Below are 25,705 nucleotides of genomic sequence, written 5' to 3' on the forward strand. Positions count from 1 at the left end.
CCATGGTCCGCGCCCACATCGCCACCTTGCGCGGGGCTCCGTCCGCCGCACCGCCCCGGCCACCGACGGTGCGGCAGGTGACCGGCTGGCTCACCAGGCACCCCGCGACCCTGACCGAGGAAGACCGGGCCGGCCTGAAGGAGATCCTGGCTGCAGCTCGACGACCTCGCCAACGTCTACGTCACCGCGCCTGACCGCCGTGTTCGCCTCGGCTACCTGCCTGAGGGGGAGGACGACGGACTGTGGCGCATCACCGCCTACAGAGACCCGTTCGCCCAACCGCACTGGGGGGTGTGCTTCAACGACCAAGCCCCCACCGAGTTCGTTACCAGCTTCACCACAGCACTGGCCCAGCTGTACACCGACGGCCCCGACGCCTATCTCTACCGCCCTGCCAAGCGCGACCCGAGCCAGTCCTGGTTCAGTGCGGTGGTGCCCCTGATGCAGCGCGGGTGGCAGCTCCAGCCACGGCGATGGGGAGTTACGGAAGTCCAGGCACCCGATGGCCTGGCGGGCCTGGAATTCAGCGTCGGCCCCCTCGACCCAGAGACGGAGCTCAACACTCTGGAAGCCCGCTGGCTTCTGCAGGGCGGACCCGAGGGTGGTCGCGCTGGTACGCCACCGCCTCGACGCATACCCCCACCGAACTGGTCACGGCAATCACCTCTGCCGTCTCCGACCCTGCCCCACTCCTGCGCTGGCAGCAGCAAATGTCCGGCACCCTGCGGCGCCACGCCCAGCTCACCCCCGTCACACCGCCAAGGCCCCCGGCGCCGACTCCCTTGGACGTTGTCCGCCGCAATGCTGAACGGCGCCCGCCCAGCCTTGGCACGGTCAGCGTGCCGCGCTGGAGCACCAGCACTCAACCGGCCACCCCGGCGCCCACCACACCCGTCTCCAGATCCACACCGCGGCGCTGACCCCAGTCACACACCACCCGCACCATGGAGACCAAATGCCCATCTACGCCGAACAGTTCTTTACCGATCATCTCGCACTGCCGTTCAACAGCGCGTCCGTCATCGGGGATTCCTACTACGCCACCCCTTCCCCCAGTTCCCCGCTGCGGCTGTGTGTCGACTTCGCACCCACCATCCGGCGCGGTGAGTACGACGGACTGCGCCTGCGCCTCATCCATCCCGACCAGGGCGTCATCGACACAGTGGTCCTGAGCTTCGCGACCCACGGCACGTTCACTGTGCGAGACGCTCGCCGGCAGATTGCGCCCGGCGCGGACGGGTTCGCCCGGATCCGCGACTGGCACGACAACGGCGTGCCGCCCTGGACAGGAGCGGGCGTGGCGGGCCTGCGCCGCGCGGTCCAGCAGTACGCCCAGTGCTGGTTCCCGGACACGGCGACCCCGAGCGGTTCACCGGACTCCCTCGGCACGGCTCCACCCGTGCCCGACCAGGTACTACGCAGCACCAGCACATCCCGCACCCGCTGACCCGCCCCTCACTCATTGCTGCAGGAGAACCATGGCCCGACGCTGGCCGCTCTCACGCCGAGCCCCCTCGAACCAAACCGAAACCCCACACAGCGACCCGACGGTCCTCGCACCTCCAGCCGCCGCTGCCCCGCCGCCGGGCGCCTACTGGTTCACCGACACTGACCTTCCTCGCCCGCCTGCGCGAGGCCACCCTCACCGTGCTGGACCTGGTCGACAACGTCATGTACGACGAAATGACGCTCGTCGAGGCCGAGGCATCAGCCCAGATCGTCCAGAGCGCCGGACTTCCCGTCGGCAGCCCCTTCGGCCCGGTCATGGCCGCCGGACTGACCCACATCGAAGGCCTCGACATCAAGGACCAGCAACGACTCGTGCAAACCGCGGCCCGATGCTACGCCCCCCGTGTTCGCCGCCGTGCGGCACCCGGGGACTTCCGCCCCCGTCGGAGGTTCAGAGCCCCATAGACTTGGCGACGATCGTGCGCATGATCTCGCTGGTGCCGCCGAAGATCCGGCTCGCCCGGTTGTCGGCGTACAGCCGAGCGATCGGACTGTCCATGGTGAAGCCGAGGCCGCCGTGCAGTTGCAGACACATGTCGAGCACCCGGGGCGCCGTCTCCGTGCAGTACAGCTTGGTGGCGGCCGCCTCTTCGGCGGTCAACTCCCCGGCGTCGAAGGCGTCCAGGGCCTGGTCGACGACTGCCTGGAGCGCGTTCACCGTGACCTGGCAGTCGGCGAGCACGAACTTGGTGTTCTGGAAGGCGGCGACCGGCTTACCGAAGGCGGTGCGCTTGCGGACGTACTCGGTGGTGAGGTGGACCGCGGCGGCCGCGTGCGCGTACGCCCCGACGGCGATGCCCACGCGTTCCTGTGGGAAGATGTCCGCGAGGCAGGCGAAGGCGTCGCCCAGACCGCCCACCACGTCTCCGGCCGGGACCCGCACATCGCTGAACGTCATTGCGACGATGTCGGAGGATCGCAGGCCGAGCGTGGCCGCCTCGGACTCGACCGTCACGCCCGGGGCCTGGGTGTCCACGGCGAGCAGGGACATGCCGCCGCGCCGGTCGGACCCGTCCGTGGCTGTGCGGCAGGCGACGAGCACCAGGTCGGCCTGCGCGCCACCGGAGACGTAGGTCTTGGCCCCGTTGAGCACGTAGTGGGTGCCGTCCTCGGTCAGCTCGGCGGTCGTGCGCAGGCCGGCGACGTCGGAGCCGGCCTCCGGCTCCGTGATCGCGATGGCCGTCATCAGTTCACCGGTGACAAACCCCGGCAGCCAGCGTTCCTTCTGCTCCCGGGTCGTGTAGTTCACCAGGGTTGCCGGAAGGGCCAGATGCGCGCTGGCGCCACCGAAGGTGACACCGGCCCGAGCGCACTCCTCGGCGATGACGGCGTTGAACTTGAAGCTCTTTTCGCCGCTGCCGCCGAACTCCTCCGGGATGCCGAACCCGAAGATGCCCAATTTTCCCAGTCTGAGATAGAAGTCACGCGGCACCCGCCCGGCCGCCTCCCACTCGGGATATACGGGTACGACCTCTGCCTCGATTAGGTCCCGCACCGCCACGCGGAACGTCTCGTGCTCGTCCTGGAAAACAGTGCGCCGCACCGCATCTCCCCTTGTAGCTCTGATCGGTGTCCGGGCCAACAGCTCGACGCTAATACGGAGTTGAGGACCCTGTCCAGGCCAAAATGCCTTGTCATATGCGGTCGCACTGTGCCTAGTATTCGACCATCGGGTCCGAGGCCGCCGACGTGGCCTGTGGCCCCGCCTGCCGATTTTCATGGGGGAGACAGGCATGGAACCATCGGGCTGCCAGCCTCTATTCAATGCTCGTGACCCGCAATTGCGAACCAACCCCTACCCGCTCTACAAACAACTCCGGGACGTGGAGCCGGTCCACCGGACACCCTACGGCCATTGGGTGGTGTCGGGATACGACGCAGTCGCTTCACTCTTACGAAATCCCGGATTGAGCAGTGAATACCCGCAGGACCCCAAATGGGCCGGACAACGGGGCGGGCAGGACAGTCCGATCGTGCAGGCCACCCGCGGCTGGATGCTCATGCGGGACGGCGAGGCGCACCGTCGGCTGCGCGGGCTGGCCAACCCGCTGTTCACCGCCAAGGCGATCCACGAGATGACGCCCCGGATCGCCGGAATCGTCCACCGGATCATGGACGACATGGGCGATGGCCGGGACATCGACCTGATCGGATCACTCGCGGCGCTGGTACCCGTGACCGTGTTCTGTGGTTTGGGTGGCTTGCCGGTGGAGGACCGTGACCTGTGCCGGAAGTGGACCGACGCCCTCGGCCACGTCATCGACCCGGCCGTCGACGAGACCACCCGCCGGGCCATGAACGGCGCGGCCGAAGAGTTCGGCGCCTATATCGCCGAACACCTGGAGATGCGGCGCGCGGACCCGCAGAACGACATTCTTTCCCGGCTATTGCTGGCGGAGTTCGACGGCGAGAGGCTCTCCGACGAGGAGATCATCGCCAATGTCATGATGTTCTTCCTGGGCGGCCACGAGACGACCGTCAACCTCATCGGCAACGGCATGCTGGCCCTCCTGCGCCATCCCGACCAGCTTCGTGCCCTGCGCCAGGACCCACGTCTCATCGAGGACGGCATCGACGAACTGCTGCGCTACGATGCGCCCATCCAGTTGGTGGCACGGATCACGACCAGCGAGGTCGAGGTCGGGGGCAGCACGATCCCGGCCAGCTCCAAGGTGATGATTCTGCTCGGCGCGGCCAACCGCGACCCGCTGCGCTACCCGGACCCGGACCGTCTCGACCTGCGCCGGCCGGACGTGCGCCCGCTGTCCTTCGGCGGCGGCCCCCACTACTGCATCGGCGCCCTGCTGGCAAAGGCCGAGGCCAAGCTGGTTTTCACCGAACTGCTGAGCCGCCACCGCGACATCAGACTGAGCGGTGAGGACGTCGTCTGGCATCCCCAGGTCAACATCCGCGGGCTTAGCGAACTCCGCGTCGATCTCCTCTCCTGACGCCGGCCCGGCCTTCCGTTCCGCCGCATCGCACCGCCGAGGGTTTTCCGCAGTGCCCGGCGCGTGTCCGAACCTGTCCGTCCGTACGCGCCCGTACGACCTGTCCGCGTATCCGTACTGCGTTTCCTCCGTGCGGCGCATCCGGCACCCTCGCATGCCATGCCCGTGCGGGCGCTGCCGTGGGCGCGCGGCCGGTTCCATTGGTCCAACAAGTGGGGGATGAAACACAGAAATATGAGCATTCAAATGATAGCTCCTGGAATACTCGACCAGAGTTTCACCAAGGAGTCCGTCGACAGTATTCTGATGGATTTCCTGGAGAATCGGAGAGAATCTTCCGGTGATCCCCGCATGGCCCGGATCGTGAAACTGCTCGAAGAATTCATGGTCGGCGGCAAGCGGATTCGCCCGGTATTGACCGTCATGGGCTGGCAGGCGGCGGGCGGTGAAACCGTTCCGGCGGCAGTCCTGCGCGTGGCCGCCTCACTGGAGATGTTTCACGCCTTCGCCCTCATCCATGACGACATCATGGACGACAGCGACACCCGGCGCGGCCGTCCCACCATCCACCGGGTGCTCGCCGGAAAGCTCGGCGACGACCGCGCAGAGCGATTCGGGCTCGGCGCCGCGGTGCTGCTGGGCGACCTCGCCTTCACTTGGTCGGACCAGTTGCTGCACACGGCGGGCCTGACCCCCGCGCAGTCGGCCGCGGTGCTGCCGCTTGTCACCGAGATGCGCACCGAGGTGATGCTCGGCCAGTATCTGGACCTCCAGGCCACCGGCGATCTGACCAACGACGTCGACGCCACCCTCACCGTCAACCGCTACAAGACCGCCAAGTACACCGTCGAACGCCCCCTGCACATTGGCGCCGCCCTCGCGGGCGCCGACGCCGCGACCCTCGCCGCCTGCACGGCGTTCGCCCTGCCCCTGGGCGAGGCCTTCCAGCTCCGCGACGACCTGCTGGGGGTGTACGGCGACGTCCGTGAAACCGGCAAGTCGCGCCTGGACGACCTGCGGGCCGGTAAGAACACGACCCTGGTCGCGCTCGCGCTGCGCGCGGCCGACGCGGCCCAGTGCGTCCGGCTGCGCACGCTGATCGGCGATCCCGCTCTGGACGAGTCGGGCGCCGGGGAGGTCCGCGCGTTGTTCGCGTCCACCGGGGCCCGGGACACCGTGGAACACATGATCGTCGACCGTTACCGACGAGCCCTCGAGGCCCTGGAGACCGCTCCCTTCACCGCCGACGCGGTGACCGCCCTCAAGCACCTCGCTCTCATGGCCACCAGGAGGAACTCATGACCGCGCCCACCGCCTCCGCGGGCACCGCCCGGTACTGGCAGGAGAGCACCGACCGCTTCGCCGCCCTCTTCGACCGCCACGTCGGGTACGAGGCCCAGAGGGTGCCGATGACGGACGCCGAGGTGCGCGAGGTCATCGATGCCTGCAACCGTGCGGTCTCCCCGCTGGGCAAGACCGTCTCGGACAAGCGCTGGATCTCCTACATGGATGTCGTGCGCTGGTCCCAGAGCGCCCGCCACATCAAGGACATGGAGGCCTTCAAGGCCGTCTGTGTGCTCAACTGCGTGACCTTCGTCTGGGACGACATGGACGCCGCCCTGCACGACTTCGGCCTCTTCCTGCCGCAGCTGCGCGCGGTGTGCGAGCGGTACTACTCCCCCGAGGACGCCGGGTTCGCCTACGAGGGTGCCCGCGCCTTCGTCACCAGCGACCACATGTTCCGCGACTCCCTGCTCAAGAAGGTGCTCTGCGACACCTCTCCCGAGCAGTACTTCCGCTTCCGCGTCACCGACGTCGGGGTGGACTTCTGGATGCGGATGTCGTACCCGATCTACCGCCACCGCGAGTTGACCGAGCACTCCAAGACGGGCCTCGCCGCCCGGATGACCACCCGCGGGCTGGCCATCGTCAACGACTTCTACTCCTACGACCGCGAGCACGCCCTCGGCCAGATCACCAACTGTTTCCGGCTGTGCGACATGGCCGACGAGACCGACTTCCGGCGCTTCTTCCAAGCGCGCCTCGACGACATGGCCGAGGACATGGACTGCATCCGGGCGTTCGACGACGTCACCCGGGACGTCCTGCTCGACCTCGTCCAGGGCAACTTCATGTGGACCACCGGAGATCGGCGCTACCAGGCCCCGGTGAACGACGTCAACTCGCGCATCCAGTGAGGACCGCAGCATGCCCCCCTCGAAGACATCCGTGACGGACCGGTCCTGGCGGACCGGTACCGCGCCCGGCGCCCTACCGCTGCTGGGACACGCGCCCGCGCTGTGGCGCCGCCCCCTGGAGTTCCTCGCCTCGCTCCCCGCGCACGGCGACCTGGTCGCGGTCCGGCTCGGACCCGCCCGTGCCTACCTCGCCGCGCACCCGGAGCTGGTCCGGCACGTGCTGCTCAACCCCCGTCTGTTCGACAAGGGCGGTGTCTTCGACAAGGCACGCCAGCTCCTCGGCAACAGCCTGTCGGTGTCCCGCGGCGAGGAACACCGCTTCCAGCGGCGACTGATCCAGCCCGCCTTCCACACGCCGAGGATCGCCGCCTACACGACGGCGGTAGCCGCGGACACCCGTACCGTCACCGAAGCTTGGCAGGACGGGGAGACCCGGGACATCGGCGACGCCATGCACGCCCTGCTCATGCGGGTCGCCGCGCGCACCCTCTTCTCCACCGGCCTCGACGAGGCCACCGTCGAGGAGGCCCGGCAGTGCCTGCGGACCGTCTCGGACGGCATTTACAAGCGCACGGTCGCCCCGCTGGGCGTCATGGAGAAGCTGCCCACCCCGGGTAACCGCGCCTACGACCACGCCAACGCGCGGCTGCGGCAGATCGTGGCGGACATGATCGCCGTACGGCGACGGTCCGACGAGGACCACGGCGACCTGCTGTCCGCCCTGCTGCGGGCGGAGCATCCCGAGACCGGCGAGAAGCTCGACGACGGCCAGGTCCTCGACCAGGTCGTCACCTTCCTGGTCGCCGGCAGCGAGACCACCGCTTCCACCCTGGCCTTCGTCTTCCACCTGATGGGCACGCTGCCCGAGGTGGAGAAGCGGGTGCACGCCGAGGTGGACGCGGCGCTCGGCGGGCGCACCCCCGTCCATGAGGACCTGCCCGCGCTGCCGTACATCCGCAACGTGATCACCGAGACGCTGCGGCTGTATCCGCCGTCCTGGATGGCGATGCGGGTCGCCGCCGAGGACGTCGAACTCGGCGGGCGGACCGTTCCCGCCGGGACGATGATCCTCTACAGCGCCTATGCCCTGCACCACAACCCCGAGTTGTTCCCCGACCCGGAGACCTTCGACCCTGACCGCTGGGAGGGCGAACGCGCCGCGCAGGTGCCGCGCGGGGCGCTGCTGCCCTTCGGCGCGGGCAGCCACAAGTGCATCGGCGATGTCCTCGCACTCACCGAGACCGCGCTGATCGTCGCGACCGTGGCCGCGCGCTGGCGGCTGCGCCCGGTGCCCGGGTCCACGCTGCGGCCGGTGCCGAAGGCCACCCTCGAGTCGGGTCCGCTGCCCATGGTTCTGGAACGCCGCTGACTGGCGTTCGCCGCCTCTTCCCCGCTTGCCTCCCTGCCGTCCTCTCGCCCCCTGTCCCCTTGTCCGACCGCTCCCGTCACTCGTACCGCCTCCGGAGGGCATACCCGGCATGAAGACCGATTCCGACCTGGCCAGGCAAAGCTGGCGAATCGCTATGGCCCCAGGCGGGCTTCCGCTGGTGGGCCACGCCCTCCAGCTCGCGCGCCGCCCGCTGGAGTTCCTGGGCTCACTGCCCGGTGCGGGCGACCTGGTCGAGCTGCGGCTCGGCACCAAGGTGACCTACCTGCCATGCCATCCGGAGCTGGTGCAGCAGGTGCTGCGCAGCGCGCGGGTCTACGACACCGGGGGGCCGATGAAGGAGAAGGCCCGCCCCATCCTGGGCAACGGGCTGATCACCTCCGGCTGGGCCGACCACCGCCGCCAGCGTCGCATGGTCCAGCCGGCCTTCCACACCGCGCGCATCGCGACGTACGCCGTGGTGATGCAGGAGGAGTGCGGGGCGCAGGCGGAGACCTGGCGGGCGGGCCGGCCCTTGAACGTGGCGGACGCGATGCAGGCGCTGACCGCGCGGGTGACGGCCCGTGCGCTGTTCTCGACAGAGATGGCGCCGCACTTGGTCGCCGAGATCCAGCGCAGCCTGCCCGTCATGGTGCGCGGTGCCTTCCGCCGCGCGATGGACCCCACCGGTCTGATGGCCAGGCTGCCGCTCGCCGCCAACCGGGAGTTCGACGCGGCGCTCGCCCGCCTGCACGGCCTCATCGACGGCATCGTCGGGGACTACCGGCGCTCCGGCGAGGACCGCGGCGACTTGCTGTCGGCCCTGCTGGCCACGCGGGACGAGGAGGACGGCGGCGCGATGACCGACCAGGAGGTTCACGACCAGGTCATGACGCTGCTGCTGGCCGGCGTCGAGACCACGGCGAGCGCCCTGACCTGGGCCTGGCACCTGCTAGCGGCGCACCCTGAGGTGGAGGCGCGGCTGCACGCCGAGGTCGACGAGGTGCTGGGCGGCCGGGTCCCGGGGTATGCCGACATCCCGCGGCTCGTCCACACCCAGCGGATCTTCACCGAGACCCTGCGGCTCTACCCACCGGCCTGGATGTATACCAGGATGTCCACCGAGCCCACCGAGCTGGCCGGCCGCCGGCTGCCCGCAGGGACGGATCTGCTGATCAGCCCGTACGTCATCCACCGCATCCCGGAGTTCTTCCCGCGGCCGGACGTCTTCGACCCTGACCGCTGGCTTCCCGAGCGGGCCCAGGAGGTCACCCGCGGGTCGTACCTGCCGTTCGGCGCGGGCAGCCGGAAGTGCATCGGCGACGTCTTCGGGATGACGGAGGCGACGCTGGCGCTGGCCACGCTCGCCTCCCGCTGGCGGCTGCGGCCGGTGCCGGGCACCACGGTCTCGCCCCGCGCCGAGATGAGCCTGGCCGCCGGGCGGCTGCCCATGGTGCCGGAGCCCCGGTGACCGGCTCCGGCCACGACGGCCCGCGCCCGGCCGCGGCGGACGAGGCAGGCATGGCGGACGAGGCAGGCCGGGCCGGCCGGCATGGTGCCGGAACACCGCCGGACGGCCGGGCCCCGTAGCCTCAGTTCCGTCAGCCGAAGGTGACGGAGAGCTGGTGAAGGCCGCGCAGCATCAGACCGGGACGCCAGGATAGAGCCTCGGGCTCGACGTCCAGAGCCAGTCCCGGACACCGTTCCAGCAGTGTGCGAAAGGCGATGGCGCCCTGCATCCGGGCCAGCGGCGCGCCCAGGCAGTGGTGGATGCCGTAGCCGAAGGCCATGTGACCCCGGGCGTCCCGGCGGATGTCGAAGCCATCGGCTCTGTCGAACCGCCGGGGGTCGCGCGAGGCGGCGGCCAGCACGACGGCCACGGACTCCCCGGCCCCGATTGCCGTACCGCCGACCTCCAGGGCCTCCTTGGCATAGCGGAACGCCGTGGTCTCCACCGGTCCCTCGTAGCGGAGCATCTCCTCGACGGCGTTCTCCAGCAGTGACCAGTCGGCGCGTAGGGCGGCAAGCTGGTCCGGGTGGCGCAGCAGGGCGAGCGTGCCGCTGGACAGCAGGTTGGCCGCCGTCTCGTAGCCGGCGACCAGCAGCAGGAACGCCATACCGAGCATCTCCTCGAAGGAGAGCCGGTCCTCCTCCTCGCCCATGCTCCCGGCCAGCGCGCTCAGCAGGTCGTCGCCAGGCTCGCGCTGCTTGGCGGCGACGAGTTCGGCGAGGTAGCCCGTCATGGCCTGGGCCGCGGCCGCCGCTGCCTTGGGCCGGGTGAAGTCGGTGCTCTCCAGATACCAGTCGTGGAAGGTCTTGCGGTCGTTCTCGGGCACACCGAGCAGCTCGCAGATGACGGCGAGCGGCAGGGGCAGCGCGAACGCCTCGACCAGGTCCACACGCCCCAGCGGCAGCATGACGTCCACGAGTTCATCCGCTATCCGCTGGACCTTGGGGCGCAGTGCCTCGATGCATCCAGGCGTGAAGTCCTTGGCCACCAGTCCCCGCAGCCGGGTGTGCTGCGGAGGGTCCGTCTGCACCATGTTCAGCCCTATGGAGTTGCCGCCGTCGTCCTCCCAGGCGGCCGAGTGCCGGATGTCGTTGGACAGGCGCGGGTCGGCCAGCGCGGCCCGGCCCTCCGCATGGCCGAGGACGAGCCAGAACTCCCCGGAGGCGTCGGTCTTCACCCGATGCACCGGGCTCTGGCCGCGCATCCGCTCGTAGACCGGGTACGGGTCGTCGATGAATTCCTGGCCGAGCGCTGACAGGTCTTCAAAACCGGTCACAGACAAGTGTGTTCCTCGCTTCGAACGGGCCGCACCAAGGAAACCGGGGATCACTCCCCGGTTGACTGCGTGACCTTAGCAGTGGAAACGGGGAGCAGTCCACGGTTGATGTTAGGGTGCGGCCCATGGTCGGCAGCGAACATCGGCGAACCCCACGACGCAGCGACGCGCGGCGCAATCACGACCTGCTGATCGCCGCTGCACGGGAGATCTACGCCGAGCGCGGAGTGGACGCCCCCCTGGACGACATCGCACGCCGGGCCGGGGTCGGCAACGCCACCCTCTACCGTCATTTCAGCGACCGCACCGAGCTGATCGAGGCCGTCTTCCACGACGCGCTCGTCCCGATCCTGGGCATGGCCCGCGAGATCCGGGACTGCCCCGACGCGTGGGACGGCCTCACCGCCTACCTCAACCGCGTCTTCACGCTGCTGGCCGCCGACCGGGGTGCGGGCGACCTACTGACCACCGCCATCGAGGGGGTGCCCACGCTCGACGCGCTGCGCGAGGAGAACCGTCGCACCCTCGAGACCCTGCTGCGCCGCGGCCAGGAGCAGCAAACCACCCGGGCCGACCTGACCATCGAGGACCTGTTGTTCCTGTTGGCCGCGCTCGGCCGGGCCGCATCGGCCGCACCCGGCAACTGGCGCCGCCACCTGGCCCTGCTGCTGGACGGCCTGCACCCTGCGGCCGCCCGGCCGCTGCCCGCCCCCGCGCTCCGGCCCGAACAGTTCGGCGCCGCTCTGCACCGCCTCGGCGCCGTCCTGCAGACACCTCAGCGGCGGGAGCCGAACCCTGGTCCACTGACATCGGAGAACCCCACGCCATGACGCGTCAGCGCCCCATATCCCCCTTCGAGTGCATCTACTTCGCGGATCTGGGGGCCGCGCCCCTCCCGCTGTACAACATGCCCGAGTTCGTCGAGTCGCTGGTGCGCGGGCGCCCCGCCCCCGGGCTGATGCGGCGGGCTCTCGGCCTGCTCACCGAGCGCCATCCGATCCTGCGCTGCGAGGTGATTTCCGGCGGGGAGGAGTTGCTGCTGCGGGTCCGGGACCGGGTCGAGCCGCCGCTCACCGTCCTCGACGGCGTGGAGGAAACCTATGCCGAGCTGATCAACTCACGGCCCGACTGGACCGAAAGCCTGTTGCACGCCTGGCTGCTGACCGACGGCGAGCGCAGCCAGGTGGTGCTGGGCGTCCACCACGGCGTGGCCGACGGCCGGTCAGCCTTCGCTCTGCTCGACGAGTTCTGGCAGTACTACACCGCTCTGGCGGCCGGCGCGGATCCCGCTCCCGAGCGGCGCCAGGAACTCCCCGCGGCGATCGACTCCCGGCTGGCCGGCAGCTTCCCGGACGCCGAGATCGACGCCCTGGTGGAGGCCATCGCGCAGGGTGCCGACGAGACCAAGCCCGCCGTCCTGCCCACCGAGGGCGTGGGCCGTCCCGACCGCCCGGCCGCGGCCCGCCGCTTCGTCGTCGACCGGCTGGAGTTCGCCCCGGAGACGACCGACGCAGTGGTGGCGGCCGCCCAGGCCCGCGGGGTGACCGTCAACAGCCTCGTCACAGGGCTGGTACTGACCGCCGTACGCGCACAACTGGCACCGGAGTACGTCCCGTTGACGCTGACCTGCGGGCACGGTGTGGACCTGCGCACCCGGCTGACGCCCGAGCTGCCCCTGAGCACCGTCCTCAACTGCATCACCGGACTCCAGACCACGCTGACCGTCGAGCACGAGGACCGGCCGGAGACCGTCGGCCGGGAGGTGGCCGACCAAGTCGCCGGCGCCCTGACCCGGCGTGACCCCGAGCGCTTCCTGCTTGCCGCGCTCAGGGCGGGCGCGCGGGGCATCGCGGTGCCCGTCCCGGTCGTCAGTTACGGCATCTCCAACGTCGGCCGGATCCCGGCGCACCCCGTCCCCGAAGACATGGAACTGCTCCGCTTCGGCGGGACGGCCAACGCACCGGGCATGCCGCCCAAGATCGGCGTCGCCAGCTTCGGCGGCCGGCTGCTCGTGCAGAACGAGTACGACAGCTGGGCCTACGGCCCGGAACAGATGGGGCGGCTGCGCGAGACGCTGCGTGCCGCCCTCACCGGTCTGGCCATGGAGTGAAGGTCAGCATCGGCACCGGCACCGGCACCGGAGGGGTGTGCGGGAGGGACAACTGCTCGTGCCTCGCGAGCATGTCGAAATGATCGCGGGTGGAAAGGGCGGCCTGGTAGAGGCCGAGGCCGTGAAGTCGAGGCTGTTCCTGCACAATGTCCGCAGCGAGCAGGGCGGATTCAACTGATCGTCGCAACACCTCGTGCTCGGAGGTGGAGTGATGGGTGTTGGTCCGCAGCAGCGCAGGGTTCGTAAGCACCGGGGCAGATGCCGTCGCCGGGCCGGCCGACGGTCGCGTGGCGTGAGGATCGCATCCTGTTTTGGGCTGCGATCGCCCGGGGGTTCGGTCAGAGGAAGCGGCGGCCGAGGTCGGGGTGTCGCCCGCGGTCGAGACACGGTGGTTTCGCCACGCTGGGGGCGTGAGACCGAACCTTTCACCAAGCGGCTGCGGCCGGACCTGACCCGGCTGGGCTGAGTATCGGACACAGCGGCGTTCGTCTCCCGCCGTTACTCCGCGTCGTAGAGCATGCCAGCGCCAGCAGTTCGCCCCGGGCAGACAGGAAAGATCCCGAAACGACTGGTGTAATGCTGCAGGGGCATGTCAACGTAGATGTCTTCCCGGGAAACATCAGGTCAGAGAGGTGATTGCCTATGACCGCGGGTATGCCCACGCGCGGATTCTCCACGACCGTCGAGGCCCTGCGGCTGCATAGCTGGCAGCTGGGCCCCGGCCAGCCAACTCTCGTGATCGACTTGTTCAGCGCCGAGGACTTCACCGTCATCGTGGACGACCGGGCTGATGTCCGCATCGGCAGCAAGAACGGCCGTTTCTACCTCGGATGGTTCCCGCTCGGTCGGCCCGGCACGGATGACGAGGGCTGGAAACTTGCTGTCACCGGAACAGTGAGCGAAGTGCGGCGATGGCGTTGCGACGCTGCCATCCGCGCAGGGGCGACAGCGCGGCCGTGATGTCGGCGACGGTGATCTCGCGCAGGTGCCCACGAGTCGTCGCCCAGTTCTCCAGCAGGGGTCGGACGCAGCCGAAGTAGACGTAGAGGCAGGTGTGGGACCGGGGCTTGGCGCGGCTGTCTCCGTTGAGGAGGACCAGCAGCCAGGCGCGGACGTCGCCGGCGAAGCTGGCGGGCAGTTCGCCGGCGCGGGCCTCGATCCAGGAGCGGATTGCCGAGGAGCTGTCGTCTTCGAGAAGGTGCAGGTCGGCGAGGACCTCGGCGACCCGATGGCTGGAAGCGTGTCGTGGTATTCGCGTACGGACTTCGGTGAGCTTCACGGGCGTGCCGGGCGGGCGGTCCTCCAGCACCGCCGTCAGGCCGTCCATCGTGCACCGGACGAGCGACGGTGACCATCCGTTGGTCTCGCCGAGCTGCTTGGCGTGGGCCGCGGCCGACCGGAGCGCGGGGTTGTCCGAGGTCAGGGCGGGATGCTGCCAGCGGGGCGGGGGCGGGATGCCTGCCTTGCGCCGGTAATAGGAGGTCAGAGCACTGCAGTTGCGGTTGCAGTCGGCCCGGTCTCGCCGTGAGCCTTCGGGCAGCGGCTTGCCGCAGTGCACGCAGTTCATCGCGGGGGCAGGGACCTGCCCGTGCGAGGACGCGGGGCGACGGCGCGCGGCTGGCCCACCGCGGTAGCCTGCGAGTCCGCCGCCGACGCCGGGGCCGGCACCCGTTCCGGTTCGGGCAGCAGCACTCTGCTCGTACTGGTACGCAGACGCGCTCGCACTCACCGGCCAGATCGACGAAGCCAAGAAAGTATTCGAGTACCTCCTGAAGCCGCACAGCGACCTGGGTGGGCCGGGCAGGGGGATCACACGTTCTCGGGCCGGGAGTGGCTGCTGAAGTGGAGCCAGGCGGTCAGCGCGTCTCTCAGTTCGGCGGCGCTGGCCCTGCTCAGCGGCTGCCCCGCCGTAGCCGGGTGGAGCTGGATGCCGGCGCCGGTGGCCGACCATCCAGCGGACGGTTCCTGTGATGGTCTGATCGTCTGGTGGTGGGCGAGCGAGCGGACCATGGCCTCCGCCCGGGTGTTCACCGCGCGGGTTTGGCTTGGACGGCCCTGGACTGGCACGGGACGGGACGGCAGGCCAAGTGAGGTCTGAACTCCCGGATCGCGTCCTCCAGCCCGCGGCCGCCGGACGGAGCGGCTCCGAGGAACGCGTCGGTGAGTTCGCGGTGCGGGAGGTCGACCCGTTTGGCAATGTCTGGTGGCAGCTCTTCATCGATGGGGAGTACTACGACAGCGGGCGGGACCAGTGCCCGGGAGTATCCCTTCTCTGTGTAGCCGCGGTGGTAGATGCGCAGGTCAGCGATCGACCTGCTCAACGGATGCTCACCCCGGAAATGGGTCATGTTCGGATGAGCGAGCACGTGTGGGATCTGGGGCGCAGCCAAACGTGCCAACCGTCCGTACAGGCCGTGCGACCGGTAGAGCACACCGGACTGAGAAACCAGCATGGTCACCTGACGGCTGGTGATGTCATTGCCCAGCCGGAATCCCACAACTCTCGTTGGCAAAGCCCTCCCCCTCACGTTCGCCTCCACCCAGCGTAGCGACTCCCTACGGTCCGCAACGCCCGTTGGGATATCCGGCCGCCTTGTGGGCCCGCGGGGCGGCATCATCCACGCGCTGTAGATGCCCTGCTCGGTGGGAGGACGGCGGTCGGTTTGGCCCTTGGGCTGACTCCGATGCCTACTGGCGGGCCGCGGCCGTGCTCGACACGATTGTGCTGCAGCGGCCGCTGCCCGCCCGGAACGAGTTCTACGGGTACGCGGTCGCCGTGGCGTACATTGAGGCCTCCGGCGAGACCGCCGACGCAAGTCAAGCCCAGCGGGTTCAACTGATCGAGGACATCAAGGCCCTGCGGCTCGACGCCTTCGATGTCGCCGATCGTCAGAGGACCTGGCGCGCCCCCTGACCATCTGCCCAGCTGGAGTCGCCCCCTTCCCTCGTGAGCAGGGGCGGTTCCACTGGCTGGTGGCGTGTGCACGATTTACAAAGTCAGGAGTTCCCTTTCTTCAACAGCGCCCACGGGGCAAGATCTCTGAGCATGAGACTTCTCGTGATGGGTGGTACCTGGTTCCTGGGCAAGCACATTGCCGAAGCCGCCCTGGACAGAGGGTGGGACGTGTCAACCTTCAACCGGGGCCGCTCCGGAAAGGACGTGCCTGGGGTCAAGCCTGTTCACGGGGACCGAACCGTCATCGGAGACGTGCAAAGGCTCGCAGCGCACGGCCCATGGGACGCGGTCATCGACACATCGAGTTCCGATCTGCCGCCCCGCGACGTGCTGCTGGCAACCTCGACGCTGAAGGACTGCGCTGCCCGCTGGATTCACGTGTCCACCGTGTCCGTGTACAAGGGCTGGCCCCACAGTCAACTGGCAGACGATTCCGAGCTGCTGGAGTGCCCGGCTGACGTAGATGAAAGCTATGGCTATACCGGCGCGAACGGCAGTCCAACCGTTTACGGCTTTCAGAAGGCCGGCGGCGAGCGTGCCGTGGCCGAGTCGTACGCCGATCGGGCGGTGTTCCTGCGCCCCGGCGTGATCCTCGGCCCCGGCGAGTACGTGGGGCGCCTTCCATGGTGGCTGCGCCGTGCACATCGTGGCGGCCGCTTCCTGGCGCCCGCACCCGGCAAGCGGCTGATCCAGCCCGTGGACGTTCGCGATGTTGCTGCGTTCGCGCTGGACCAGGCCGCGAGCGAAATCACGTCTGGGAGCTACAACGTCGCGCACCCGGACGGCATCACGTTCGAGGACTTCCTGGATGCATGCCTGGAAGTCACGGGCGGATCCGGGCGCCCGGTATGGGTGGACCCCGCAGTCCTCATCGAGAACGGCGTGAAGCAGTGGACCGAACTCCCTCTGTGGCGCACCCACGACGGCGTCTGGTCAGTGGATTCGAGCCGGGCTGTTGCCACAGGACTCAGCTGCCGGCCGCTGCGCGAGACCATCCGCGACACCTGGAACTGGTTGCAGAACGACGGCTGCCCCGTGGACCACCCGCGGTGGGCAGAACACGGGATCAACCCCAAAAAGGAGGAGAAGATTCTCGCTTCGCTCTGATCAGGCGTCCAGCGCCGGCATTTCGTACGGGTGGAGGAGCTGATGCTGGCCTGGAAGGCGGGTGAACTCCTCCAGCCGCTCGCCGAGATCAGCGGCGAGGGTTGTCCCCCGCAGATGCTGCTGGGTGAGAGTGCGCCGCAGACTCATAGCCCTGTTCACGAGCCCGGTCCCCCGATGCGTGCTGTTGATCGACAACATCGCCTCAAGGGCTTCTGCTGCACCGTCAAGATCATTCGTGAGCAGGCGTGCCATGGCGAGGTCGGCTGATGCCTTTCCGAAAACGACAGGGGAGCGGTGCTTAGCGGGCTTGGCCGCCACCAGCTCAAGCGCTCGCAGAGCTGACGCTTCCGCTGTGGCCCCGTCGCCCAGGAGCAAAGCGGTCGAGGCATTCGACATGGCCAACCGCTCGTCGGTGAACCCGAACTCGCCGCCGACGGTGTCATGCAGGTCGTCCGTAGCGTCGGTGCCCACCTCCTCCGACATGCTCAGCGCACGTCGGGCTGCCTCTTCATGCCCAAGGTGCCCATAGGCCCGAGCCTCGATCGAGTGGAGACGCCGCGCCGCTACGTCTCCAAGACCTCCGTAGGTGAGTGCGTGACGGGCGTGGACAGGCGCCAGCGACAGATCGCCGGAGTAATAGGCGATGTAAGCGAGGCTGCCTGCGGCATAGGCACGTAGCGGCTCGTACCGCGCGGTCTCGCCGTAGAGTGCAGCCGTGCGCGCCAGGCGCTTGGCGGCGTCGAGAGAGCCCAGGTCGAACGCAGCAGTAGCCAGCAGTGCAGACGCCTCGCCCGCGAGAATGAGCAGCGCCTGCTGCTGAGCAGGGACGGCGGTGCGGTCGCGGTTGTTCTGCACCTCCTCCCGCAAATTCTTGGCTTTCCGCCAGACGTCGAGAGCCGCCAAACTGCCATAGCGCCTGGCCAGCGCGTGCACGTCGTCACGCAGTTGGTCGACGGTCAGGTCTGAGACGGAGGATGCGGCAGCGGCGCCAGCATCGTCCTGTGCTTCATGTGCGGTCATTGTGATCTCGGCTTCCAAGTCGAACGTCGGTACATCGGGGTCCGTCGACTCAGGCGGAGGCTCGAAGAGCTTTGACGCCTCAACATGGAACATCTCTTCCAGCACCCGGCAGGCATCGGCGCTGGGAAGCCCCTTGAGCTGGCCACTTGTCCACCGGCGGTACTGAGTCTCGCCAAGCGTGGGGTTATGTGACCCTCGGCCAATGACCGTGTCCGCTGTCTTCGCGAACTCGATCGCGAAGATTGTCCACGTCCACCTTCGTTGATCAATCAGGACTTTGAGCAGCGTCCTCGGCTTGATCACTTCGGCCCCCAGGTCTCTGAGCGTCGTCCTCAACCAGTCGTCGGCGGAACCCTCACGAGAAGGGGATACCGCGCGCCGTCGGCAGGACAACAGGTCGTGCGCAAAAGGCACTTAGAAACTACACCGAGGCCACATCTGTCGCCTGGAAGTGTCCCGAGAAGCCACCTGCAGGCCATGGTGAAGCCACCCCGGCCGACAGGACTCTGATCACCCACCACAACTACCGAGTGCGCTGATCCGAACACATCCCGAGGTCAGGAGTGAGAGCCGTGCATCCGAGACACGCCAAGCCGGCAACGCCGGTCTTGCGGAAGTTAGGCGGCCATCTCGGTCCGGAGTTGCGACAGAGCCTGTGTGGCCGCGTCGGTGACCTCAGGCAGATCGTCTTTGCTCGTTCGGACGTTGCATCGCTGTTGATGCGGGGGCTGGGCACGTGCGAGGCCTACCGGTCGGGTGGCCCTGTCACGGGTGTGTCCGTGTCTTGCGCCTGGTCGGTGCCGGTGGCTTCGAATGCTTTGGGGTCAGGGGCGTTCCGCAGCGTTCCGCCAGTAGTCGTTGAGCATTTCGCCGGGCCAGGGCGGCTGCGTGACCGCGCCGCGGGGCAGGAACTCCTGGAACACGACCACCAGGTCGATGATCGGCGTACCGTCATCTGCGTCCAGGTCGGTCACGTGTATGTCGAGGCCGTTGACCCGTATGACCTTCGGGAAGGACACGCCGAGGCCTGCCGGCCGCCTGTGGTTGTGGTGGGCGAATGTTCCGGTGGCGGGCCAGGCCGGGTTGTCGCGGGGGCTCCGTGCGTGCAGGGCTACGTCATCGGGGTACCGCTCGCTGAAGTGCCACACCACCTGGAGGTGGCTGAACTCGGTGACGCCCTTCAGGGTCTCTTCGGGGAAGTCCGGGTTCAGGCGGATGATGGACTCGATGCCGCCCTTGTAGTCATCCACTCGGCCGGTGTGGCCCCCAACGACCATGCCGATGACTGGTACTTCAATGAACTTCTTGGGCACAAGGGTCCCTTCGTTCTTGTCTGGGTGGCAGCCCGGCCGGCGGCCACGATTGGTGTCGTGACTGCGTCAGCCTACGTCGAGCACTGCCCGGGCCTTGGCGTCGAGTTCGGCGGCCAGGCTTCCTCCTCGGCCGCGGAACGGGCTGAATGCGCGACGCATCTGGACCACGGTCTCCCGGGCCCGGCCCGACTGCACCCCGGTCATGGCGTTCAGTGCCTGGTCCCACGTGTCGCACGCGGCGTCAAGGTGACCTTGCTGGATCTGCACGGCACCCAGGTAGCCGAGGGTCACCGAGTGGGTCCGGGCGAACTGGGCGCGGCGGGTTCGGACGCTGTGGCGGAACTGTTTCTCCGCTCCCTTCAGGTCTCCAAGGTCTCGCAGTGCGGCTGCGGTCTCGTGTGCGAGGCTGGCCTCGCCGAAGAACCAGACGCGGCCGGGTTCGTCTGTGTTTCCCGCCTTGCTGAGATCGCTCTCGGCGCGGGCGAGGGCCGCGACGGCCTCTTTGCGGCGGTTGTCTGCGGCCAGGGCGCGGGCGTGGACCACTCCGATCAGCGCCCTCTCGCGCCAGCTGGCGTTGGAGTATCTCTTCCCGGCGATGGAGTCGGTGGCCAGGCGTACTGCTTGCCCGGGCTGTTTGAGATCCACAGCCTGGTGTGCCATTGCACGCAGGACGTGGCCTGCCAGCGGTGCGTCTCTGGCTTCCTCGGCCAATTGCGTGGCGACGGTGAACCAGTGCATTGCGACCGGGTGGTCTCCCGCGTCGAAGGCCGTCCATTCGGCGAGGTACGCGAGCTCACCAGCAGCGGAGGTCATGGCGCGCCGAACCTGTTCGGAGGGGAATCGGCTGTTGAGGTAGTCGGCGATCTCGGTGCGCAGGTACGCCACCAGTGCTGTGCGGCCAACACCGCGGCCGCCGCACTGCTGGTCGCGGCGAGAGAAGAAGACGGCCATTTCGCGGACGCTGTCGACGTCTTGTGCGGTGACGGTGCGATTCGTTGCCGCCTTGCGGGCTCGGGCACGTTCGGCTGCTTCCTTCCACCACAACTCGGAGGGCAGGGCCAGGCCCGCTACGGAGTAGGCCGAGGTCACCAGCGCTCGTCGCCGATTCATGTCCATGTCAGTGCCCCCGAGGCTCTCCAGCGTGTCGGTGCTCCACTGCGGTGGCTTCGGCTCGCCACCCTCATCGGCAACGAGCCCGATGTCGGCAAGCGTGGCGGTGCGATCGAGGCCTCGCGAGAGCGTCTCGGCCAAGATAGCCGGAGCCCGGCCGCTGGGGCGCGTGCCAGCGATCCATCGGGCGATGGAGGACTGGTTGGCAGCGGCCAGCTCGTGAGCGCCGTTCTCCGCCGCGACGACGCGAAGTCTGGCCGCCAGGCGTGCTTGAGGCAGCCCCAACTCCCGGATCACAGCTTCCAGTCGGCGGTTACGTGTGCGCCCCACGATGGGCCCCTGTCCCTGAAACGATCTTGCATCACGTGCATCGGATCCTCGGGCCGATCGGGATTCCCCCCAGGCCCCGGACGCGGTTCCCTCGTGGAAACGATATTCCCGCAACCCCCGGCCCGTGCAGAGTTTCTGGCCACCTCATGCGTTCGACCTCGGCCCATGTCCAACAGCAGCTCACCGACCAGTCGAGAGAAGGAGCTCAGCGTGTGCCTCGGGACTCGTGGCGGGCCGACTCATCCGTGGTTTCGCAATGGAGCAGGTCAAGGAGCGTGTGTGATGGCCGAGATCCCCCACCGCTCGCCTGCGGAGACGTCGGCTGGCCTCGGTGCCGAGGGGCCCGCCCCATGTCTGTTCACGTTCGTGACCTCTCTGGTCGCGGACTGCGAGGCAATCGGGGCTCTCCGGCACGGTCTGGTGGAGATGCTGCGGCAGTCGGGGCTCGGGCATCTGGCGGACGAGTTCGCGTTGGTTGCTCAGGAGCTCATGGCCAACGCGGTGGTGCACGGATGCCGCCATGAACGCGATGGCAGGCTCACGGTCGCAGCGAACTGTGACGGGCAGCGGATCAGGTTCAAGGTTGAAGACCCCTCTGGCGAGCGGCCCCGCGTGTACGCCGCTACGGAGGACGAGATGAGTGGTCGCGGAATGCTCCTCGTGCAGACCATCGCGGACCGATGGGGTGTGGAGGCATCGTCGACCGGCGCCGGAAAGTCGGTGTGGATGGAGATGTCCTGCACTCCGGCATCGGGCCGGGAGGCGGCATGAGTCTCACCGGCCGCGCTCGCACAGGTTTCCGCCGCCGCGTGCCCGCCAAGCTGTCACCGTCGCACACAGATCCGGCTTCGCCCCCTTCGGCCGCGCGCGACGTGGCGTCCACCCTCTGGTGCCGGACCAGGCGGCCTGATGGCTGCAGTGTCCATGCCCCGGTCTTGAGTCCCTGACGCACTGCCCCCACCGGCGAACGGCCGACGACACGCGCCACCGCCCCGGCGCCCTCCCTCAGCACGCGCGGCTCGAGGAACGCCGCCAAGTCAACCGCACCGCCCGGCACTCCGGGCCTCTCCAAGCACAGATCGGAACCCCCCCATGTCATCCCGTATCGAGGACTACGCGCTCATCGGAGACATGCAGACTGCCGCGCTGGTCTGCCGTAACGGCTCGATCGACTGGCTGTGCCTGCAGAACTTCGCCGACGCGGCTGTCTTCGCCGCGCTCCTCGGTGCCAAGGAGCACGGCTCCTGGCTGATAGGCCCCGCGGTCGGTGCGGGCGAGCAGGCCCCGTATGCCGACCGGCGCCGCTATCGGGGTGACTCCCTCGTCCTGGAGTCCGAGTGGGACACCCCGGGCGGCACTGTCCGTGTCACCGACTTCATGCCGCCGTGGAACGGCCGTGCGCCGCAAGTGATCCGGGTCATCGACGGCGTAACCGGCGAGGTGGAGATGGCTTCCGAGTTCCGCCCGCGTTTCAGGTACGGACGGCAGCTTCCGTGGATCGACGTGGCCGAGGGGCGCACGGTCTCGATTCTGGGGCCGGACGCGCTCTGGCTCGACAGCCCTGCCACCGTGAGCTCCAAGGAGAAGGACGGAGCCGCGTACAGCTGTTTCACGGTCGCGGCCGGCCAGAGTCTCGTCTTCGCCCTCGGCTGGCAGTCCGCCCACGCCGGCGATCCGGATGTCCCCAATGCTGAGGCCTCGTTGGCCGCGACCCTGAAGTTCTGGCGTGACTGGGTGGGCCAGTGCACGTACGACGGCCCCTACCGCGAGGCCGTGGCCCGCTCTCTGATCACTCTCAAGGCGATGACGTACGCGCCGAGCGGGGCGATCGTCGCCGCGCCGACGACATCGCTGCCGGAGGAGATCGGCGGTGTACGGAACTGGGACTACCGCTACACCTGGCTGCGTGACGCGGCGATCATGCTGTCCGCCCTGCTGCATACCGGCTACACGGCCGAGGCCGTGGCGTGGCGGGGCTGGCTGGTGGGGGCCGTCGCCGGGGACCCGGAGAACTTCCAGATCATGTACGGCATCAACGGCGAGCGCGAACTGACAGAGCGGGTGCTCGACTGGCTGCCCGGCTACGAGGGTTCCGCCCCAGTGCGCGTGGGCAACGGCGCGGTCGGACAGCTCCAGCTCGATGTACCCGGCGAGGTCATCGACACCCTTCTCGTCGCCCACGAGCACGGCATCGAGCGGTGCGAGGACACGGCCGCGCTGCACCTGGGGCTGGTCAACTACCTCCGCAACCATTGGAAGGACGCCGATGACGGGATCTGGGAGGTCCGCGGCGGCCGTCGTCACTTCGTCCACTCCAAGATCATGGCGTGGGTCGCGGTCGACCGGACGGTCCGCCTCGTCGAGGCCGGGATGCTCGACGCGGACCTCGGAGACCTCGTGCAGCTGCGTGAGGAGATCCACGCGGATGTGTGCGAGCACGGGTTCGACGAGACACGGAACACGTTCACCCAGGCCTACGGTTCGCGGGAGCTGGACGCTTCCCTGCTGCTGATCCCGCGCACCGGGTTCCTCCCGCCGGACGACCCCAGGGTGATCGGCACGGTCGACGCGGTCATGCGGGAACTCGCCACGCCCGACGGCCTGGTCCGCCGCTACCCCACCGCCGGTGCCGCACAGGGCCTGGACGGCCTGCCCGGTGGCGAGGGCGCCTTCCTCCTGTGCTCCTTCTGGCTGGTCGACGCTCTCGCTCTCACCGGCCGACTGGCCCAGGCGCGCGCGCTGTACCAGCGGCTGCTGGAACTGCGCAGCGACGTCGGTCTGCTCGCCGAGGAGTACGACCCGCTTACGCGTCGGCAGGTCGGCAACTATCCTCAGGGGTTCCCCCATGCCGGTGTCGTCCAGAGCGCCGTTCTGCTGCAGGAGAGGGCGCAGGCCTGCATGCCGGTGATTGCGGCATGAACGCCCTGATCTCTTCGCTCCTGCCCGTCGCGGCGAGCAGGTCCTGGCCGGTCGGCGCGGTGGGCGGCGAGCACGCGGCCGTGCCCCGTTGCCTGTGCCCCGTTCCTCCGGCGTTCCCTGCTGACCGGGCGCCCCTGCAGGGCGTGGTGGAGGAGTTCGGTGGACTGTCCCGCCCACACGCGTTTCCGCTCGTGTTCGACGCGGTCCGGGTCGGCAGGCGTCTGGGGCTGCTGGCGATCAGTCATCTGCTCAAGGGCGGCGAGGTGGTCGGCCCGTACCTGGCCTGCAGTGAGCACCCATTTGTTCTGATCCCGGTCGAGCTCGGTACGGCGGACACGTGGCTCGCCGCGCATTCCGACTGTATCCGTCACTCTCCCGCCCAGCCCCTCATATGCGTGCCGGGTGACGTCGCGGCGTGTGAGTCCCGCGCCTGGGTGGACCCGCTCGGGCTGGGTATGGGGGCTGCGGCGGCGGTCACGACCGGCGCGGACGTGCTGCACGACGCGCTCAGCCTGCAGCGCTCGCCCGCGGTCCGCCGTGAAAGGTGGCCAGTGAGTGAGGTGTGCCGTGTCTGACCACCACACCCAAAGAACTCCTGCCTGCAAGGCAAGGGGCAAGTGTGCCCACGCATCTGTTCAGCCGTTCAGCCTTCTGACAACACGAGAGAACCATGACCATTCAGATAGCCGACCTCATTGTTGTCTGCATGGGTGCGCTGGGGGCCCTGGTGCGGATGAGCCGGTCGAAGGCGAAGGCCGTGCGTGCCTTGACCGTCAAGTTGGAGCAGGCGGAGCAGCGGGCGGCGAGCCAGGCCCGTGCCTCGGATGAGAGGCTCCGCGAGCAAAGGACGTGGCAACAACAGCAGGCTCAGAAGGCGCAGAAGCGGTATGAGCGTCTGTTGCGGGCGTTGCGTCAGTTGGTGGGCGTGGATCTGCCGGCGGCTCTGCGCGGCGAGGTTTCGGTGGCAGGCAGCACCGCTGTTGCTGATGAAGAGGTCGCTGCGGTGGTCGGGCAGGTGCTCTCCTTGGCCGCGGCCGGGGCCAGGGCGGGTGCGGACGAGCAGGAGTCGACCCGGTTGGCCGTGGTCGCTCTGGCACGCCGGGTCCAGGAATCCGCGCACCGTGCTCAGGAGTATGCGGACGGGATGATCCGGCGGCACGACGGCCTGCCCGATGTTGTGACGGAGTGCATGCGTCTGGATCACATGGCCGCGCAGCAGGCTCGTCGTGCGGCAGGTCTGCTGCTGCTGTGCGGTGAGGTGCCGGGGCAGCAGTGGACCAAGGCACTGGCCCTGGTGGATGTGGCCCTGGCGGGCAGCGGGCGCATCGAGGCGTACTCGCGTGTCGAAGTGGTGGGTGACCAGACCGTCGCTGTGGTTCCGGAGGCGGTCGAGGGTCTGATCCATGTTCTGGCCGAACTGCTGGCGAACGCGACACAGTCGTCGCCGCCTACCTCGCGGGTGATGGTCCAGGTCAGCAAGGTGCAACAGGGTGCGGTCATCCAGATCGATGACTGCGGGCCCGGTGTGACCGAGCATCAGCTGCTCGAGATGAGGGCGGTGGTGTCGGGGAGTGCTGTGCGCGGGCTCGCGGATCTGGGTGAGCTGCCGCAGACGGGGCTGGCCGTGGTCGGTGAGTATGTGCGCCGGCTGGGCCTGTACGCCGATCTTCAGCAGTCGGTGTACGGGGGGCTGCGTGCGGTGGTCCGGGTTCCCGGGACGTTGGTGACGGTGGTGCCGCTCAGTGCCCCGGCCGGTACGGCGACGAACGGCCGGGGCCTGGAGGTGCGCACGGACGCCATGCCGGTAGCTGCCCTTGGCGGTCGCAGCCGGGTCGCGCGTGGTTCTGGTGGTCTTCCCTCGCGGCGCTCGCGCCGTGGTGAGGCCGCGCCGTCGGATCAGAGGGTTTCGCCGGGCGTCGCCGAGGTGGCTGAGGAGTCGCCCGAGGTGGCCGGCGAGTGGATGAACAGCTATTTCACGGCTGACAGGTCGGCCGTGGATTCCGGTGACAAGCAGGGACCGAAGGAGTTCTGAC

At 68.7% G+C, this 25,705-nt stretch carries 25 protein-coding genes and 2 pseudogenes; 19 read left to right on the top strand and 8 right to left on the bottom strand.

The genetic code is table 11. The features are described 5' to 3' along the window. Nucleotides 1-240 precede the first annotated feature (240 nt). The 4 genes and pseudogenes from ACIQCZ_RS40140 to ACIQCZ_RS40155 all read left to right on the top strand — a co-directional run. A pseudogene (locus tag ACIQCZ_RS40140) lies at nt 241-294 on the top strand (hypothetical protein); the annotation flags it as partial. A 179-nt stretch (nt 295-473) separates the two neighbouring features. After that, nucleotides 474-920, top strand: coding sequence for a DUF317 domain-containing protein (locus ACIQCZ_RS40145; RefSeq protein WP_402290919.1), 447 nt, complete (start codon nt 474-476; stop codon nt 918-920). Nucleotides 921-955: 35 nt separating this feature from the next. After that, a complete protein-coding gene (locus tag ACIQCZ_RS40150) occupies nt 956-1,447 on the top strand; it encodes a hypothetical protein (RefSeq protein WP_402290845.1) in 492 nt (163 codons plus the stop codon). Between the two features lie 200 nt (nt 1,448-1,647). Continuing rightward, nucleotides 1,648-1,914, top strand: a complete 267-nt coding sequence (locus ACIQCZ_RS40155) for a hypothetical protein (RefSeq protein WP_402290848.1) — start codon at nt 1,648-1,650, stop codon at nt 1,912-1,914. On the opposite strand, the gene ACIQCZ_RS40160 is transcribed toward ACIQCZ_RS40155, so the two are convergent. Beyond that, the gene (locus tag ACIQCZ_RS40160; protein WP_402290849.1) at nt 1,901-3,052 is read right to left on the bottom strand and encodes an acyl-CoA dehydrogenase family protein; all 1,152 of its coding nucleotides are present in this window, start codon (nt 3,050-3,052) and stop codon (nt 1,901-1,903) included. The genes ACIQCZ_RS40155 and ACIQCZ_RS40160 overlap by 14 nt on opposite strands. 430 nt (nt 3,053-3,482) lie before the next feature. Between ACIQCZ_RS40160 and ACIQCZ_RS40165 the strand changes: the two genes are divergently transcribed. The 5 genes from ACIQCZ_RS40165 (at nt 3,483) to ACIQCZ_RS40185 (ending at nt 9,492) form a co-directional block, all read left to right on the top strand. Next, complete coding sequence (locus ACIQCZ_RS40165) at nt 3,483-4,457, top strand: cytochrome P450 (RefSeq protein WP_402290851.1); 975 nt, start codon at nt 3,483-3,485, stop codon at nt 4,455-4,457. Between the two features lie 159 nt (nt 4,458-4,616). Further along, nucleotides 4,617-5,759 carry a polyprenyl synthetase family protein gene (locus ACIQCZ_RS40170; RefSeq protein ID WP_402290855.1) on the top strand — a complete coding sequence of 381 codons (1,143 nt, stop codon included), beginning with the start codon at nt 4,617-4,619 and terminating at the stop codon, nt 5,757-5,759. Beyond that, entirely contained in the window at nt 5,756-6,655 is a 900-nt protein-coding gene (locus tag ACIQCZ_RS40175; protein ID WP_402290858.1) for a hypothetical protein, read from the top strand. The genes ACIQCZ_RS40170 and ACIQCZ_RS40175 overlap by 4 nt, the downstream gene beginning before the upstream one ends. Nucleotides 6,656-6,665: 10 nt before the next feature. Beyond that, nucleotides 6,666-8,024 carry a cytochrome P450 gene (locus ACIQCZ_RS40180; protein ID WP_402290861.1) on the top strand — a complete coding sequence of 453 codons (1,359 nt, stop codon included), beginning with the start codon at nt 6,666-6,668 and terminating at the stop codon, nt 8,022-8,024. Nucleotides 8,025-8,133: 109 nt separating this feature from the next. Further along, nucleotides 8,134-9,492 (top strand): cytochrome P450, encoded by a 1,359-nt coding sequence (locus ACIQCZ_RS40185; RefSeq protein WP_402290863.1) that lies wholly within the window; start codon nt 8,134-8,136, stop codon nt 9,490-9,492. A 130-nt stretch (nt 9,493-9,622) separates the two neighbouring features. On the opposite strand, the gene ACIQCZ_RS40190 is transcribed toward ACIQCZ_RS40185, so the two are convergent. Continuing rightward, nucleotides 9,623-10,807, bottom strand: coding sequence for a cytochrome P450 (locus ACIQCZ_RS40190; RefSeq protein WP_402290866.1), 1,185 nt, complete (start codon nt 10,805-10,807; stop codon nt 9,623-9,625). Between the two features lie 125 nt (nt 10,808-10,932). Between ACIQCZ_RS40190 and ACIQCZ_RS40195 the strand changes: the two genes are divergently transcribed. From ACIQCZ_RS40195 to ACIQCZ_RS40210, 4 genes and pseudogenes are all read left to right on the top strand, one after another. Then, on the top strand, nt 10,933-11,637 hold the full coding sequence (locus ACIQCZ_RS40195) for a TetR/AcrR family transcriptional regulator (RefSeq protein WP_402290868.1): 705 nt from the start codon (nt 10,933-10,935) through the stop codon (nt 11,635-11,637). Next, the gene (locus tag ACIQCZ_RS40200; protein ID WP_402290870.1) at nt 11,634-12,917 is read left to right on the top strand and encodes a hypothetical protein; all 1,284 of its coding nucleotides are present in this window, start codon (nt 11,634-11,636) and stop codon (nt 12,915-12,917) included. Before ACIQCZ_RS40195 ends, ACIQCZ_RS40200 begins: the two co-directional genes overlap by 4 nt. Before the next feature lie 211 nt (nt 12,918-13,128). Next, nucleotides 13,129-13,363 (top strand): annotated as a pseudogene (locus tag ACIQCZ_RS40205) (IS30 family transposase); the annotation flags it as partial. Between the two features lie 196 nt (nt 13,364-13,559). Continuing rightward, entirely contained in the window at nt 13,560-13,877 is a 318-nt protein-coding gene (locus ACIQCZ_RS40210; RefSeq protein WP_402290872.1) for a hypothetical protein, read from the top strand. Here the strand turns inward: ACIQCZ_RS40210 and ACIQCZ_RS40215 are convergent. The 3 genes from ACIQCZ_RS40215 to ACIQCZ_RS40225 all read right to left on the bottom strand — a co-directional run bounded on the left by ACIQCZ_RS40215 (nt 13,801) and on the right by ACIQCZ_RS40225 (nt 15,415). Beyond that, a complete protein-coding gene (locus tag ACIQCZ_RS40215) occupies nt 13,801-14,484 on the bottom strand; it encodes a hypothetical protein (protein WP_402290875.1) in 684 nt (227 codons plus the stop codon). The genes ACIQCZ_RS40210 and ACIQCZ_RS40215 overlap by 77 nt on opposite strands. Nucleotides 14,485-14,726: 242 nt before the next feature. Further along, nucleotides 14,727-14,948 (bottom strand): hypothetical protein, encoded by a 222-nt coding sequence (locus tag ACIQCZ_RS40220; RefSeq protein ID WP_402290877.1) that lies wholly within the window; start codon nt 14,946-14,948, stop codon nt 14,727-14,729. After that, nucleotides 14,945-15,415, bottom strand: a complete 471-nt coding sequence (locus tag ACIQCZ_RS40225; protein ID WP_402290880.1) for a hypothetical protein — start codon at nt 15,413-15,415, stop codon at nt 14,945-14,947. Before ACIQCZ_RS40225 ends, ACIQCZ_RS40220 begins: the two co-directional genes overlap by 4 nt. Before the next feature lie 209 nt (nt 15,416-15,624). Here ACIQCZ_RS40225 and ACIQCZ_RS40230 point away from each other — a divergent pair, with 209 nt between their 5' ends. Then, nucleotides 15,625-15,831, top strand: a complete 207-nt coding sequence (locus ACIQCZ_RS40230; protein ID WP_402290883.1) for a hypothetical protein — start codon at nt 15,625-15,627, stop codon at nt 15,829-15,831. 132 nt (nt 15,832-15,963) lie between these two features. Continuing rightward, nucleotides 15,964-16,980, top strand: coding sequence for an NAD-dependent epimerase/dehydratase family protein (locus ACIQCZ_RS40235; RefSeq protein WP_402290885.1), 1,017 nt, complete (start codon nt 15,964-15,966; stop codon nt 16,978-16,980). Here ACIQCZ_RS40235 and ACIQCZ_RS40240 read toward each other — a convergent pair whose 3' ends face one another. From ACIQCZ_RS40240 to ACIQCZ_RS40250, 3 genes are all read right to left on the bottom strand, one after another. Further along, nucleotides 16,981-18,303, bottom strand: a complete 1,323-nt coding sequence (locus ACIQCZ_RS40240; protein WP_402290887.1) for a DNA-binding protein — start codon at nt 18,301-18,303, stop codon at nt 16,981-16,983. Nucleotides 18,304-18,824: 521 nt separating this feature from the next. Continuing rightward, on the bottom strand, nt 18,825-19,277 hold the full coding sequence (locus ACIQCZ_RS40245) for a TrmO family methyltransferase (RefSeq protein ID WP_402290921.1): 453 nt from the start codon (nt 19,275-19,277) through the stop codon (nt 18,825-18,827). 102 nt (nt 19,278-19,379) lie between these two features. Beyond that, nucleotides 19,380-20,720, bottom strand: a complete 1,341-nt coding sequence (locus ACIQCZ_RS40250; protein WP_402290889.1) for a Tat pathway signal protein — start codon at nt 20,718-20,720, stop codon at nt 19,380-19,382. Nucleotides 20,721-21,035: 315 nt separating this feature from the next. Here ACIQCZ_RS40250 and ACIQCZ_RS40255 point away from each other — a divergent pair, with 315 nt between their 5' ends. The 4 genes from ACIQCZ_RS40255 (at nt 21,036) to ACIQCZ_RS40270 (ending at nt 25,704) form a co-directional block, all read left to right on the top strand. Further along, on the top strand, nt 21,036-21,524 hold the full coding sequence (locus tag ACIQCZ_RS40255) for an ATP-binding protein (RefSeq protein ID WP_402290890.1): 489 nt from the start codon (nt 21,036-21,038) through the stop codon (nt 21,522-21,524). 321 nt (nt 21,525-21,845) lie between these two features. After that, on the top strand, nt 21,846-23,672 hold the full coding sequence (locus tag ACIQCZ_RS40260) for a glycoside hydrolase family 15 protein (protein ID WP_402290893.1): 1,827 nt from the start codon (nt 21,846-21,848) through the stop codon (nt 23,670-23,672). Further along, nucleotides 23,669-24,247, top strand: a complete 579-nt coding sequence (locus ACIQCZ_RS40265; RefSeq protein WP_402290896.1) for a hypothetical protein — start codon at nt 23,669-23,671, stop codon at nt 24,245-24,247. The genes ACIQCZ_RS40260 and ACIQCZ_RS40265 overlap by 4 nt, the downstream gene beginning before the upstream one ends. Before the next feature lie 158 nt (nt 24,248-24,405). Continuing rightward, nucleotides 24,406-25,704 (top strand): ATP-binding protein, encoded by a 1,299-nt coding sequence (locus tag ACIQCZ_RS40270; RefSeq protein ID WP_402290923.1) that lies wholly within the window; start codon nt 24,406-24,408, stop codon nt 25,702-25,704. The last annotated feature ends 1 nt before the right edge of the window (nt 25,705 follow it).

This window comes from Streptomyces sp. NPDC093149 (assembly GCF_044754145.1).
In the GTDB taxonomy this organism is placed as follows: domain Bacteria; phylum Actinomycetota; class Actinomycetes; order Streptomycetales; family Streptomycetaceae; genus Streptomyces.